Annotated in this window: 11 protein-coding genes; 4 read left to right on the forward strand and 7 right to left on the reverse strand. The window is 72.5% G+C overall.

The features are described from left to right. Positions 1-6: 6 nt before the first annotated feature. Complete coding sequence (locus J2S57_RS20120) at positions 7-2,136, reverse strand: Stk1 family PASTA domain-containing Ser/Thr kinase (RefSeq protein ID WP_307251081.1); 2,130 nt, start codon at positions 2,134-2,136, stop codon at positions 7-9. A gap of 103 nt (positions 2,137-2,239) precedes the next feature. Beyond that, complete coding sequence (locus tag J2S57_RS20125; RefSeq protein ID WP_307245284.1) at positions 2,240-3,445, reverse strand: lytic transglycosylase domain-containing protein; 1,206 nt, start codon at positions 3,443-3,445, stop codon at positions 2,240-2,242. Positions 3,446-3,609: 164 nt separating this feature from the next. Between J2S57_RS20125 and J2S57_RS20130 the strand changes: the two genes are divergently transcribed. Continuing rightward, on the forward strand, positions 3,610-3,996 hold the full coding sequence (locus tag J2S57_RS20130) for an Rv2175c family DNA-binding protein (RefSeq protein WP_307245285.1): 387 nt from the start codon (positions 3,610-3,612) through the stop codon (positions 3,994-3,996). Between the two features lie 46 nt (positions 3,997-4,042). On the opposite strand, the gene J2S57_RS20135 is transcribed toward J2S57_RS20130, so the two are convergent. The 5 genes from J2S57_RS20135 to J2S57_RS20155 form a co-directional block, all read right to left on the reverse strand. Next, a complete protein-coding gene (locus J2S57_RS20135) occupies positions 4,043-5,029 on the reverse strand; it encodes a phytoene/squalene synthase family protein (protein ID WP_307245287.1) in 987 nt (328 codons plus the stop codon). Between the two features lie 89 nt (positions 5,030-5,118). Then, positions 5,119-6,843, reverse strand: coding sequence for a polysaccharide pyruvyl transferase family protein (locus tag J2S57_RS20140; RefSeq protein ID WP_307245289.1), 1,725 nt, complete (start codon positions 6,841-6,843; stop codon positions 5,119-5,121). Next, positions 6,840-8,336, reverse strand: coding sequence for a glycosyltransferase family 29 protein (locus J2S57_RS20145; RefSeq protein ID WP_307245291.1), 1,497 nt, complete (start codon positions 8,334-8,336; stop codon positions 6,840-6,842). The genes J2S57_RS20140 and J2S57_RS20145 overlap by 4 nt, the downstream gene beginning before the upstream one ends. 238 nt (positions 8,337-8,574) lie before the next feature. Then, positions 8,575-10,146 (reverse strand): phytoene desaturase family protein, encoded by a 1,572-nt coding sequence (crtI, locus tag J2S57_RS20150; RefSeq protein ID WP_307245293.1) that lies wholly within the window; start codon positions 10,144-10,146, stop codon positions 8,575-8,577. 2 nt (positions 10,147-10,148) lie between these two features. Further along, positions 10,149-11,252, reverse strand: coding sequence for a polyprenyl synthetase family protein (locus tag J2S57_RS20155; RefSeq protein ID WP_307245295.1), 1,104 nt, complete (start codon positions 11,250-11,252; stop codon positions 10,149-10,151). A 240-nt stretch (positions 11,253-11,492) separates the two neighbouring features. Here J2S57_RS20155 and metF point away from each other — a divergent pair, with 240 nt between their 5' ends. From metF to J2S57_RS20170, 3 genes are all read left to right on the forward strand, one after another. Next, positions 11,493-12,398, forward strand: coding sequence for a methylenetetrahydrofolate reductase [NAD(P)H] (metF, locus tag J2S57_RS20160; protein WP_307245297.1), 906 nt, complete (start codon positions 11,493-11,495; stop codon positions 12,396-12,398). Between the two features lie 128 nt (positions 12,399-12,526). Next, positions 12,527-13,159, forward strand: coding sequence for a CDP-alcohol phosphatidyltransferase family protein (locus J2S57_RS20165; RefSeq protein ID WP_307245299.1), 633 nt, complete (start codon positions 12,527-12,529; stop codon positions 13,157-13,159). A 116-nt stretch (positions 13,160-13,275) separates the two neighbouring features. Next, positions 13,276-14,172 (forward strand): RpnC/YadD family protein, encoded by an 897-nt coding sequence (locus J2S57_RS20170; RefSeq protein ID WP_307245301.1) that lies wholly within the window; start codon positions 13,276-13,278, stop codon positions 14,170-14,172. Positions 14,173-14,245 lie beyond the last annotated feature (73 nt).

Below are 14,245 nucleotides of genomic sequence, written 5' to 3' on the forward strand. Positions count from 1 at the left end.
GAAAGGTCACCAGGTCTTGAGCACGATCTCCGAGCCGGCGTCGGCCGGGCCGGTGATGCTCTGCTCGCGTACCTGGTTGCCGAAGCCCCAGCCCTCGTGCTTGACCGAGAAGCCGAGCCCCTCGAGCGTGGCCCGGGCCTGGTTGATGTCCTGCCCGGTCACGTTCGGCACCTCGACCTGGGCGGGCTGCTTGACCGCCTTCAGGACCACGGTGCTGCCCTTGCCCACGGTCTGGCCCTGGGCGGCGGGGGACTGCTCGAACACGGTGCCGGTGCCGGGAGCGCCGTCCCAGGGGTCGACCTCCTGGATCTCGACGACCAGGCCCTTGCTCTCGAGGAGCTGCTTCGCCGCGTCCTTGTTCTGGCCCACCACGTTGTCGAGCTGGACCGGCTCGACGCCCTTGCTGACGACGAGCTTGACCTCACGGCCGGGGGCGACCTTGTTGCCGGCCTTGGGCGCGCTCGAGATGACCTTGCCCTCGTCGACCTTGGCGTTGTACTGCTCGCTGGTGTCGCCGACCTTCAGCCCGGCGCCCTCCAGCTCACCGGTGGCGTCGGCCAGGGTCTTGCCCTTCACGTCGGGCACGGCCACCAGCTCGCGGCCCTTGCTGACGACGATCGTGACGGTGCCGTTCTTCTTCACGTCACCCCCGCCGGCCGGGCTGGAGGAGATCACCGTGCCGGCGTCGACCTCGGAGCTGAACTGCTCGTCGATGTCGGGGGTCAGGCCCTGCAGCACGAGCACCCGCTGGGCGTCGGACTCGCGCATGCCGGTGACCGCGGGGACCCGCACGAACGAGCCCGGGCCGCCGGTGAACCACCAGACGCCGGTGAACACGACGGCCAGCACGAGCACGACGCCGAGGACGGCGGTGAGTGCGGTGCGGCGGCGGTTGCCGAGGAATCCGGGCGGGGCCTCGTCGTCGTCGTTCACCCGCAGCCGGGGAACCATCGCGTCGCGGACCGCCATGCCGCGTTCCTGCCGACGGGAGAGCGCGCGGGTGGGTTGCGGGCCCTGGGCCGGAGCCGGGGCCGCGCCCGGCACCGGCTGGTAGAGCGCGGTGACCTGGTCGTCGGCCCCCGGACGCACACTCAGACCGGGGACCGGGGAGACGATGCGGGTGGGCCCGGCCGAACCGGGCGCCAGGTGGTCGGAGCGCGAGTAGACCGCGGTCTCGGCGTAGGCGGCGGGGGCCGCGGCGCCGAACTCCACGGTGGCGTCGTCGTAGTCGCCCGGGCCGCCGCGCAGCTCGTCGGCGTCGGCCGCACGCTCGTCGAGCAGGTCGGCGGGAACCGAGGCCCGGGCCGCCCGCACCTCGGCGAGCGCCGCGTCGGCGGTGGCCGGGCGGGCGTCGGGATTGGTGTCGGTGAGGCGCAGCACCAGGTGATCGAACGCGTCGGTGAGGTTCGGCGCGATCTGCGTGGGGGTGGGCACCCGCTCGTACACGTGGCGGTAGGCCACCTGGAGCGGGTCGTCGCCGGTGAACGGCTGACGGCCGGTGAGCAGCTCGAACAGGATGATGCCGGCGGCGTACACGTCGGCCCGGGCGTCGGCGTGACCGTGCGCGACCAGCTCGGGCGCCAGGTAGGCCACGGTGCCGAGCAGCTCGTCGGTGGCGGCGGTGGCGATCGGCGCGGTGACCGCGGCGGCGAGGCCGAAGTCGGCGACCTTGATCCGGCCGTCGTCGGTGAGGATGACGTTCTCGGGCTTCACGTCGCGGTGCACGATGCCGGCCCGGTGGGCGGCGCCGAGCGCGGCCAGCACCGGCTCGAGCACCGAGATGCTCTCGCGGGGCGTGAGCGCGCCGCGCTGCGACAGCACGTCGCGCAGGGTGCGCCCGGGCAGGTACTCCATCGCGAGATAGAGCACGCCGGAGGTCTCGTCGGTGCCCTGGTCGAAGACGCCGACCACGTTCGGGTGCGACAGCCTGGCGGCAGAGCGTGCCTCACGCACGAACCGGGAGACGAACTCGGGATCGTCGGCCAGGTTCTCGTGCATGACCTTGAGGGCGACCTCCCGGTCCAGCCGCCGGTCAACCGCGAGGTAGACCGTTGCCATACCGCCGCGCGCGATCCGGGACCGGACCAGGTACCGCCCGTCGACCAGCCGGCCGACCAGTGGATCCTGGAGTGTCATGTCCACATCGGGCAGTCTAAGGCCGACCGGGAAGGCTTCCGCCACATACCGGCTGTCCCCGCAGCCCCATTGTTATCTCCAGGCACAGTTTTCAGGCGCCCGATCAGCGAAACCGCAGCTTGAGCGTACGCACGGTGGCCACGTAGCGCCGGGTGTCGGGAAAAGTGCCGTGGCGACGCACCGAGGCCAGGCCCTGGTAGTAACCGGCCAGTGCGGTCTGCTCGTCGGCGTGGCGGCCGAGGGCCAGCAGCAGCACGGTGCCGGCCGTGATGTTGTCCTTGGTGTCGAGCAGGTCGAGAGGGCGTCCGAGCAGCTCACCGGCCCAGGCGCCGGCCGAGGGCAGTAGCTGCATGACCCCGATGGCATTGGCGGGGGAGACCAGACGCTGGTCGAAGCCCGACTCCATCGAGGCCACGGCGAGGGCCAGGGCCGGGTCCACGCCGAAGTGCACAGCCGTGGCCCGCACGATCCCCCGCGCGGTGGGCCGGTCGGGCACGTCCGCGTGCTTGAGCGCCTCGCGGTTGGTCTCGGCCGCCTTCGTCACCGCGGGCGGGTAGGAACGGTGAGGCAGATCACCCGCCGGGATGACCTCTCCGCGCCGGGTGCGACGGCGCCGCGCGGCCAGGGCCCGGGTGGTGTCGGCCACCGGTGGCTTGCGCGCCGGGTCGGCCGAGGACGTGGCGAGGGCGGGCAGCCGGATCAGCTGGCCCGTCTTCAGGGCCGCGCCCGGGCGCATGTGGTTGGCGGCCAGCACCGCGGCGGGCGCACAGCCGGCCGTGCGGGCCACGGTCTCCAGGTCGTCGCCGGCCTTGACCCGGTAGGCCAGGGTGGGGGAGCCCGAGGTGTCGGCGGGAGGCTGCCCGGCGGCCAGGGCCCGGCGCCGGGCCAGGCCGGTCTCGTCCGGGTCGGCGCTCACCAGGGCCTCGAGGAGCACACGCAGCCCGGCGGTGCGCAGGGCGGCCGGGCTGGGGTTCGGGGCGGTGGACGCGGTGGTCAGGTGCGGGATCGCGTCGGGGGTGGTGCCGGGGCGGCCGAGCAGGACCAGCGGTGGTGGCTGCTCGGGCGGCGGGTTCTCGTCGTGGGTGAGGCCGAGCAGGGCGCTCAGGCGGGTGCGGCGCAGCAGCAGCTGCACCCCGGGCCCGGGACGGCGGCGACGCGGGCGGGCCGGGGGCCGCGCCAGCACGTGGGGAGGCTCGTGGTGCACGACGAGCAGCGGCATCCCGCTGTCCGACAGGGGTTTCGGGCCGCTGCCCGGGCGCCGGCGGGGGCTGCCGGGAACCCCGAGAAGAGCTGCGGTCGGGTCGGTCACGGTCCTGACGTCCTCTCTTCCTGGTCGGCGGTCCTTCGGTGCGTACGGTCACTCCGGGGTCATTGTGCAACAGAGAGTAGGTGAATGGCGACGACCGGTGACATGGGCATGTCTCGTGCCGAGTGTGGCCGGATCCGGCCACCGGACGTGGCACGCTAAGTCGCGTGTCAGACACACCCCACGAAAACAGAGACGTGCTCGACTTCGGCCCCGACGGTGAGCGGGTCTGGCTGAACCTGCCCGACGTCGCCGAGCAGATCGGGACCGACGTCGGCAAGGTCCGCCGCATGCTGCAGGAGCGCGTGCTCCTGGGCCTGCGCCGCACCGACCGCAAGATCATGAGCGTGCCCGCCGAACTGCTCAAGGACGGTGCACCGCTGCCCGACCTGCAGGGCACCCTGGTCGTCCTGGCCGACAGCGGCTACTCCGACGAGGAGGCGCTGCGCTGGCTGTTCACCGACGACGACTACCCGGGCGCCCCGGTCGACGCCCTGCGCTCGGGCATCGGCAAGACCGAGGTGCGCCGCCGGGCGCAGGCTCTCGGCTTCTGAGTCACCCGGTGGTTCCGCCCCCGGCCCGGGGGCGGAACCACCAACGTCACGAGGAGGGCTGCGAGGCCCGCTCGGGGTCTTCCTCGGGGGCGCTCGCGGTGGTCGGCAGCACCACCGGCCGGTGGGCCTTGCGGGCCCGGGCGGCCCGGCGGGCGGCCGGGAGGGCCACCGCCAGCCGGCGCGGCAGTGACACCGACGCGCGCCGGGTCAGCACCTGGTAGTCGATCTTCTCGACCGCGTCGAGGATCTCGCCGTAGAGCGTGAACGCCACGCGCATGCAGTCCTGCGAGGTCGGGTGCAGCATCCCGATGCCCGGCTCGGCGAACGCGTACAGCCGCCGGGTGCGCTCGATCTCGAACTTCAGCAGCTCGCGGATCATCGGGGTGACCACGCCGGCCTGCAGCGACTCGCGGGTCACGCCGAAGCTGTCGAGGTCTTCCTGCGGCAGGTAGACGCGGCCGCGCTGCAGGTCCTCGCCCACGTCGCGGATGAAGTTCGACATCTGGAAGGCCTCGCCCAGCGCCCGGGCCCGGGCCGTGGCCTCCGGCGTCTGCGGCTCGAGGATCGGCAGCATCTGCAGGCCGATCACCGCCGCCGACCCGTACATGTACTGCTCCAGGTCGGCGTACGTCTGGTAGCCGGTGATCGTGGCGTCCATCTGCATGGACTCCAGGAACGCCTCGATGTGCACGCGCGGGATCTGCCAGCGCCGCGTGGTGTGCAGCATCGCCACGGCGGCCGGGTCGCCCGGCACCGGGCCCTCGCCGGCCAGCGCCGCCATGAACTCCTCGCCCCAGGTCTGCAGGGCGGCCGGGTCGGGAGCGATCAGCGAGTCCACGAACTCGTCGGCGGACCGGGCGAAGGCGTACTGCGCCCAGACGTAGGGCCGCTTCTCGGGCGGCAGCAGCATCGACGCCAGGTAGTACGTCTTGCCGTGCTCGGCGTTGACCCGCCGGCAGTGCTCGTAGGCGGCGCGGAGCTTGAGATCGCCGATCCGCGCCGCGTCCAGGGCCTTGTCACTCACCCGCGGCATGCCGTCTCCTGATCTTGTCCGAACGCCTCACGTGAAGCACCCCCGTCGTCACTGCTGTCACTTGCGGAGACTAACGTCCGGCACCCGGCTCAGCCACGTGGCACGACGCGCAACGGCTCCGGCAGCGTGCCCAGATTCTCGAGCGTCACGTCGAACAGCCGCTGCTGCAGCCGCTCGATGTCCTCGACCACGCTCGCGCGCTCGTCGAGCAGCCGGCCGGTGAGCTCCCGCAGGCGCGGCCCGAGGTCGGGCTCGTGCACCGAGATGCCCCACTCCTCACGGCCGATGTCGGCCAGGAAGAAGGCCAGCTTCGGGTGCGAGACCAGGCTGACGATCGGGGTGCCGCAGCCGAACGGGACCATGCCGGCGTGCCCGCGCATGCCCACGACCAGGGCGGCCCGGCGGTAGGTGGTGTGGATCTCGGGCACAGTCATGTCGTACATCGGGATCACCGGCAGCGTCAGGCCGTGCTCGCGCCGCAGGTCGTTGACGAAGATCTCGTCGTCGACGCAGTGCGCCGCGTACCGCACCTCGGCCCGCTCGCGGGTGGCCAGGATCCAGTCGCGCAGGCTCGCCAGGAACTGGCCGTAGCCGTCGCCGAAGCGCCGGGCCGAGCGGTCGTAGGCGCAGTTGAGCAGCACCGGGCCACCCGAGCCGTCGCCGTCGGGGGCCTGTTCCCAGGCCGGGCCGCCGAGCTTCGAGATCACCGTGGTCGGGCAGGGCTGCCAGCGGATCTTGTCGGCGAGCTCGGAAGGCAGCAGCGAGCGCACCTTCTCGACCGAGCCGGAGTTGCGCAGCCCGACGAAACCGGCCCGCTCGACCAGGGTGCGCAGCGAGCGGCCGAACCGGCTGCCGTCGAACTCCTGGCCCTCGAACGTGTTGTAGCCGACGCCCCAGACCACCAGCGGCACCTTGATCCGGCGCAGCATCTCGTCGGTGACATTCCACTGCCAGCCGGAGTTGCCGTTCGGCGCGGTGTCGGGCAGGAACAGCCCGCCGCCGCCGAGCACCAGGCCGTCGCCGGCGTTGACCTGGGCCAGTCGCTTCTCGTCGAACAGCTGGTGGACGTGCACGTCCCACCAGCGCGGGTGCGTGGTCGGCGACTTCAGCCCCCGGCCCGCCCGCGGCGCGTACTCCAGGTCGAAACCACGACGCACCGAGTCGACCAGCGCCAGGTCGCCGGCGTTGCCGTGCGGGTCGGCGTGGAACGCGGCGTGCGCCACCATGCCGCTGGTGTCACCCAGCGAGTTCGCCGCCGCCTCGGCCTTCTCGTTGCGGCGCAGCTGGATCCGGCAGCCCCGGAACCCGGGCTCGAGCTGCAGGCCCTCGAGCGCGTACTCGCGGCCACGGGTGTGGTCGTGCCGCACCCAGGCCACCTCGGACAGCTTCGCCAGGGCGGCCGGGGCCTGCCGCTCGTCGAGGCTCGCCAGCAGCAGCTGGGCGTTCGCGGCGTCGTAGTCGGAGACCGCGGCCAGGCTCACGCCCGCCTCCAGCCGGTCGGCCGCCGCCGGTTTCGGGGGCAGCTCCTCGCGGACCCGCCGGGCGGCCTCCTCGAAGTGCCCGGCCTTGCGCAGCTCGGCGATCCCGGCCCGCCAGGTGGGGACGCGGGTGGTCGCCGGCGCCGGGTCCGTGCGGGTGATCGTGGTGGTGACGGTGGTGGTGGCGGCCAGGGGGCTGCCGGGCTCGGGCTCACCGTCGAGCGGGACGTCGAACTCGGCGTCGAAGGCCGTTCCGGCGTCGAACTCGGCGTCCACCGAGACCTCGTCGTCGTCGATCTCGCCGACCTCGCCGGAAGGGCCGGAAGGGGTGGTCATCGCACTCCGATCACGTGGTCGTCGAGCCGCTCCAGGCGCGGCGTGAGCCAGGCCTGCTCGGCCGGGCCGAAGTCGGTCGCGGGGGTGAACCCGATCAGGTCGACGCTCTCGCAGACCGCGAGCAGGTCGAGCAGCCGGATCAGCTGGTAGGCGTCGGAGACCGGGCCCGGGGTCTCGTCCTTCACCGGGTTGCGCAGCGGCTGGCGCAGGGCCTTCTCGGCGATCGCGTGCTGACGGCCCGGCACCAGGTGCGAGCGCATCGCCGTGACCCAGTCCTCCGGGCGCTCGGCCAGCACCAGGCGGAGCCCGGCCTCGGTGTTCCAGCCCAGCTTGGCGTCGTGCCGGATCACCTGCAGGTCGGTGCGGGAACCGCCGTCGGCCGGGCTGTTGCGGGTCGGGCCGAAGCGCACCACCACGTCGTAACCGTCGACCTGCTCGCCCCGGCCGGAGCCCTTCAGGCGCTGCGGGTCGTCGCTGACCAGGCACACCCGGCTGCCGGCCAGACGCCGGCGCAGCTCGTAGGTGCGCAGCACGGTCAGGTCGTGCGCCAGGTCCTCGGGTAGCGGTGCCGGGGACAGCCGGGACTGACGGTGCCAGCGGCCGGCGTGGTGCAGCACGTCTTGCGTGGCCGGGTGGGCCAGGTCGGACACCGGCAGCGCGGCCACCTCACGCATCAGGCCGGTCACCGCCTTGTCGAGCTCCTTGCGGGGCGTCGGGCCGTGCAGCGCCTCGCGCACCTGCTCGGCCGTCGCGCGCACCGGGCCGGGCAGCGACACCGCCCGCAGCACCACGTCGAGCGCCGACAGGAACCGCACCCGCCGGTCGTCGCGCTCCTGCAGCTCTTTCACCAGTTCCATCACGCCGAGGCGGTCGCCCTGGGTGAGGTTCAGGTAGGCCTGGTGCGCGTGCACGGCGGTGGGCAGGTCGCCCGCGATCTCGGCGGCCAGCGCCCGCTGCCGCCACGAGGCGCGCGAGGCCGGCTTGGCCGCCAGCAGCACCTCGGTGATGTCGAGGGCCAGCCGCGGGTTGCGGGCCTTGGCCGCCTCGGCCGCCTTCAGCAGGTGCTCGAGCAGGGCCGGGGCGGCCTCCACCCATGTGCTCTCACCGCTGGTGATCGCGGCCGCGCCGGAACCCCGCAGCAGGGGCTGCGCGGCGTTGCCGGCCGCGGTCAGGGCCTGGCGCACCGCGACGGGCTGCTGCAGGAGCGTCTCCGGGTCGGTCCAGGTGCGCACCGCCGCCAGGAACGGCTGGTTGACCGTGGCCGCGACCTCGGCCTGCCGGACCTTGCGGTCGGCCTCGGCCCGGGCCGCCTGCGCCACGGCCAGCTCCTCCTCGCGGCGCTTGGCGTGCACCTCCAGCCGCGCCTCGGCGAGGGCCTTGGGCGTGAGTCTCACGACCGTGCTGCCGACCCGGTCGAGCGCGCCCGGGGCGAGCTTGTCGATCTTGTCGAGGGCACGCGGCCCGAGCTTGTCGAGCCTGTCGAGGAAGCTCATCGCTGTCCTCCCGCAGAAGTGAGGGGCACGGCGAGAGACTACCGGGAGCGAGGTGAGGACCACGTGCCGGAGCGTCCGCACCCGGGCGACCACCACGTCCGCACGCCCGGGAGGCCGTGACCGCGCGAACCGCACGCCCGCGAGCGTGCGGCGACCACCGCGTCCCCCGGCCCCGGAAACCGTGAGCCGGTGAGCCGGGCGGTGACCGCCACGTCCGCGGGCGGTGACCCGAAAGCCCTTACCGCCAGGCGCGGGACGCGTACACCGGATCCGGCCCGGTGATCCGCTCGGCCGCCAGCCGCCCCGACACCAGCACCATCGGCACCCCGACGCCCGGCTGCGTGCCCGACCCGGTGAACACCACGTTCTCGCCCCACAGGTTGCCGGGACGGAACGGGCCGGTCTGGAAGAACGAGTGCGCCGCCGCGAACGGGGCTCCCCGCTCCATGCCGCGCTCCGCCCACTCCAGCGGGGTGGTCACGTCTTCCACCTCGATCGAGTCGCCGAAACCCGGGTAGCCGTGCGAGTCCAGCTGCGACAGCACGTGCTCGCGGTAGACCGGCTTGATGCGCTTCCAGTCGAGCGGCGAGTCGAGGTTCGGCGTCGGGAACAGCACGTAGAAGATGTCGCGGTTCGCCGGCGCGAGCCGGGCGTCGGACGCCGTCGGGTTCGTCACCAGGAACGACGGCTCACTCATCAGACGGCCCGAGGTCAGCTCCTGGAACGTGTTCTTCCAGGACCCGCCGAAGTGGATGTTGTGGTGGGACGCGCCCGGCCAGTTCTGCCGGGTGCCCGCCAGCATCAGGTAGCAGGACGGCGAGTAGGTCAGGCGCTTCACCCGGAACGGGGTCTTGCCCAGCAGGTCCCGGTAGGCGACGGGCAGGTCGGGGTTCAGCACCACGACGTCGGCGGGAACGCGCTCGCCGTCGGCCGTGACGACCGCGGTGGCCCGCCCGCCCGAGTGCTCGACCGAGGTGACCTCGGTGCCGTAGCGGAACTCCACCCCGTGCTTCTTCGCGGCGGCGGCCATCGCCGTCGGCACCGCCGCCATGCCCCCGGCCGGGAAGTACACCCCGGCGACCGAGTCCATGTAGGCGATCACCGCGTACAGGGCCATCGCGTCGTAGGGGGACAGGCCCGCGTACAGCGCCTGGAACGAGTAGATGCGCTGCGTGCGCTCGTCTTTCAGGAACTGGCCGACCTTCGGCGCCATCCGCCGGAACCCGCCGATCGCGACCAGCTTGGCCAGGTTCGCGGTGAGCAGGTCGAGCGGGGAGTCGATGTTGCGGTCGATGAAGTCCCGCATCTCGTACTTGTACAGCCGGGACACGAACTTCACGTAGCGGTGGAAGCCCGCGGCCTCCTCCGCCCCGATCTTGGTCTCGATCTCGTCGGCCATCCGGTTCACGTCGGAGTGCACGTCGATGCTCGAGCCGTCGGCGAAGGTGGTGTGGTAGAGCGGTTCCACCGGCTTCAGGTTCAGCCAGTCGTTCATGTCCTCGCCGAGCGCGTCGAAGCAGTCGGCGATCAGGTCGGGCATCGTCAGCACGGTCGGGCCCGGGTCGAACCGGTACTCACCGTTGCCGTTCGGGGCGCTGATCGTGCGCACCGCGGCGCGGCCGCCCGGCACCAGGTCACGCTCGAGCACGATGACCCGGCGGCCGGTGCGGGCCAGGCGCATCGCGGCGGACAGCCCGGCCAGGCCGGCGCCGACGATGACGACGGTGTCGCTCTTGCCGGTGACGGTGCGCGGGCCCTTGCGCAGGGTGGCCGGGGCGAGCCGGGCGGCCAGGGTGTTCTTGGTCGGCATGATCACTGCGCCCGGACGGTGGCGGCGACCACGAGGCCCTGGAGAACCTCGCGGGTGGGACCGTCGGCGAGATCGGCGCCCGCGAGCGCGGACTCGGCGCGTTCGGTGGCCTCGGTGATCATCTGCTCGATCTGCCGGTCGGCACCGGTCTCCACGATGATCTGGCGCAGCGTCGCCACCCCGTCGGCGCCGAGGGCCGGGTCGCCGAGCAGACGGTGCACGGTCTCGGCCTGGGCCGGGGTGCTGTTCTGCAGGGTGCGGCCGATCAGCACGGTGCGTTTGCCCTCGCGCAGGTCGTCGCCCGCCGGTTTACCGGTCGTGGCCGGGTCGCCGAACACGCCGAGCACGTCGTCACGCAGCTGGAAGGCCTCGCCCAGCGACAGGCCGAACTCGGAGTACACGGCCAGCAGCTTGTCGTCGGCGCCGGCGGCGCTCGCCCCGATCAGCAGCGGGTGCTCCACCGAGTACTTCGCGCTCTTGAACCGGATCACCCGCAGCGCGCGCTCCACCATGCTCACCGGGTCTTTCTCGGGGAGCACCTGGCTGAGCACGTCCAGGTACTGGCCGCCCAGCAGTTCGGTGCGCATGGCGTCGAAGACCGGGCGGGCCCGGCGCAGTTCGGCGTCGCTCAGCCCGCTGGACGAGAACAGCTCCTCGGTCCAGACCAGGCACAGGTCGCCGGCCAGCACGGCGCCGGCCAGGCCGAACGGCGCCGGGGCGCCGTTCCAGCCGCTGCCGGTGTGCAGGGCCTCGAACTGCTTGTGCACGGCGGGCTTCCCGCGGCGCAGGTCGGAGGCATCGATCAGGTCGTCGTGGATCAGGGCCGCCGCCTGGAACAGCTCCAGTGCCGCGGCCGCGTTCACCGCGGCGTCGGTGTTGGCGCCGCCCGCGCCGCGCCAGCCCCAGTAGAGGAACGCCGGCCGCAGGCGCTTGCCGCTGCTCGTCATGACCGAGACGGTGTCGGTGATCTGGGTGCATTCGGGAGCGACCTCGGCCAGCTCCAGGGACCGGCGCCCGAGGAAGTCCCGCAGGGCCGCGTCCACCCGCTCGCGCAGATCCTCCGCCTTCAGGGGGTGGCTGCCGGTCGGGGAGGCGAGCGACGTCATGCTGGCGGGACCTCTTTCTGTGAGCCCTGGCGGCGGGGGACGCGAGGGACCGGGAGCCCACCTTCTCAGGTCCGGCCGGGGCGTGCGCGCCGGTAGGGCCCGGCGTCCTGTGCGTTCGGGGCGTTTGGGGCGTTTCTTCACCCCTGCGTGACCGGGCGCTTGCCGGATCGTGACCACGTCGTCCTTCGTGACCGCTCACACACGGGCCGGGCGGTGCCCCCGAACCGTAAGCTCAGGGGTATGGCTCAGGACCGACCCGCACTGCACGAGCAGCTCAGCGAACTCATCGCGGCGAAGCGCCCCTCGCTCTCGTTCGAGTTCTTCCCGCCGAAGACCGACGAGGCGGAGGCGACGCTGTGGCAGTCGATCCGTCGGCTCGAGCCGCTGAACCCCACGTTCGTGTCGGTCACCTACGGGGCGGGCGGCACGAGCCGTGACCGCACCACCCGCGTCACCCAGCGCATCGCGCAGGACACGACGCTCACGCCGATGGCTCACCTGACCTGCGTCGGGGCCAGTCTCGCGGAGCTGCGCGGGGTGGTGGCCGACTACGCCGCCGCCGGGGTGAAGAACGTGCTCGTCGTGCGGGGCGACCCGCAGGGCGGTCCGCGGGCCGAGTGGGTGCAGCACCCGGGCGGGCCGCGGTACGCCGTCGAACTCGTCTCGCTGGTGCGTGAGCTGGGCAACTTCAGTGTCGGGGTGGCCGCGTTCCCGGACGTGCACCCGGCCAGCGCCGATCTCGACGCCGACGCGCGGGTGCTGGCCATGAAGGCCGAGGCGGGGGCGCAGTTCGCGATCACGCAGATGTTCTTCACCCCGGCCGCGTACTTCGACCTGGTCGACCGGGCCGCCGCCCTGGGCTGCACGATCCCGATCATTCCGGGGGTCATGCCCGTGACCAACGTGCGTCAGGTGGAGCGGATCGCGGAACTGACCGGGGTCGCGCTGCCCGCATCGGTGGTGTCGCGGCTGCACGCGGTGGCCGGCGAGCCGGCGGCGGTGCGGCAGGTGGGGGTGGAGATCGCGACCGAGCTCTCGCGGGAGCTGCTCGACGGGGGTGCGCCGGGGCTGCACTTCATCACGATGAACCGGTCCACGGCGACGCTCGAGGTGGCCGAGGCGCTGGGGCTGGCTTCGCGGGTCTGATCTCTTGCTTGAGGACGTCGTGGTCGTCGGGCGTGTTCTCCGCGGACTGCGCGGGGGTCGGGTTGGCCGGCTCTCGCGGCCGCCGGGCCGCGGGCGGTTCCGGGCCGGGCGATCTGGTGGGTGGGGTGATGGCTGACCGGTTCGCCGACTGGTCGGCGCTGCACGGCGAAGCCGCTCCCACGGGAATCGTGGGACTGTGGTTGCGTTTCGTGTACCGGCTGGCCGGACCCCTGGTGCGGCTGCGGGTTCCGCCGAACGCGATCACGGTGCTCGGGCTGGTGGTCGCGCTCGCGGCGCTGTGGCCGGCCGGTGCCGGTGGGCGCTGGCCGTTGCTCGCCGCCGCGCTGGTGGGGTTGTCGGCGTTGCTCGACGGACTGGACGGCGCCGTTGCCGTTCTCGGGCAACGAGTCTCGCGGTTGGGTGGGCGGCTCGACCATGTCTGTGACCGGCTGAGCGAGATCGCCTTCGGTGCCAGCCTGGGGCTGGCCGGCGGGTTCTGGGTGTGGTGCCTGGCGGGGGTGGCGCTGGCGCTGGTGCACGAGTCGGCCCGTTCGTGGATGCGGCGGCGGGGGACGACGGCGATCGGGGTGGTGACCGTGTCCGAGCGGCCGACGCGGGTGCTGGTGGTGGCGATGTTCTTGGTGGCGGTGGGCGTCCATCCCGGATCGGGATGGGCGACGGCGGGTGGGATCGCGCTCACCGTGGCGGGTTTCGTGGGGCTGGTGCAGTTGTTGGTGGTCGTGAGGCGTTCGGCGGTGTAGCTCTCGTCAGCGTGGTGTGCTCAGTGTGGTGTCCACAGGCGGATACGACGGGGACGTTGTCCACAACGGTGGCTCGGAGATCGTGAGCGACGGTGTGCGGTGGGCAATGTCGTCACATGACACGACGTCCGGGGCCGATCTACGACCGGGTGATGCGCGCGCTGGCCGAGCCGGGGATCAAGGGATTCTGCGACTGGATCGGGGTGCCGGTCGAAGACGGCGCCGAGGTGCTTCCGGCCTCGTTCCCGGCCGAGACTCTCACCGCCGACCTGCTCGTGCGGGTCGGCGCGGAACGCATGCTGCACGTCGAGTACATGCGCTCACCGTCGCCTGATCTGGCGGTCCGGATGCTGGGTTACCGTTACCAGATCATGCGCCGGCATCCCGGTGCGCGGCTCACCCAGGTGGCGATCGTCCTGGGTGAGGGGGAGGTGCGGTCGGCCGATGACGTGCACAACGGGTTCCGGCAGGGGCTGCGCACGATCTATCTGCGGGACGAAGACCCGGCGGTGCTGCTGGCCAGCCCCGACCTGGCACCGATGGCGGTGCTGACGAGGGGGAGCCAGGAAGACCGGGGAGCCCGGCTGGTCGCGACGCTCGACCTCATCGACCGGCAACCCGAGCAACGGCGTGCCCGATTGGCCGAGGCTGCCCTGACCCTGGCCGTCATCACCCTGGATCGCCCTATGATCGAACGGATCCGGAAGGAGCGGAACATGACGCTTGACGATGTTGCGGATTTCTACAGCGAGGTCGATTTCGGGCGGGAGCTGCTCGAGCGGGGGCGCCGTCGAGGTCGGGCTGAAGGGCATGCTGAAGGGCATGCCGAGGGGCATGCCGAGGAGTTCGCCCGGTTCGCGGTGGCTCTTCTCCGGGGGCGCTTCGGGGATCAGCCCGGCTTGCCCGAGCTCGCGGGGGAGCTGGCTCGTTCCGGGGGCGACGAGGTCGTGGTGATCGACGCGATCAACGCGGCCACCGTGCCGGACGACGTCATGCGCCTCCTGGGGCGCTGAGGCGGTCTGCCGGAAAGCATCGGCGTCGCCAGCCCGCGGGCCTCGAGCGTGTGGTTGCTTTCCCGAGATACCG

Origin of the sequence: Kineosporia succinea (assembly GCF_030811555.1) — a bacterium.
Taxonomy (GTDB): Bacteria; Actinomycetota; Actinomycetes; order Actinomycetales; family Kineosporiaceae; genus Kineosporia; species Kineosporia succinea.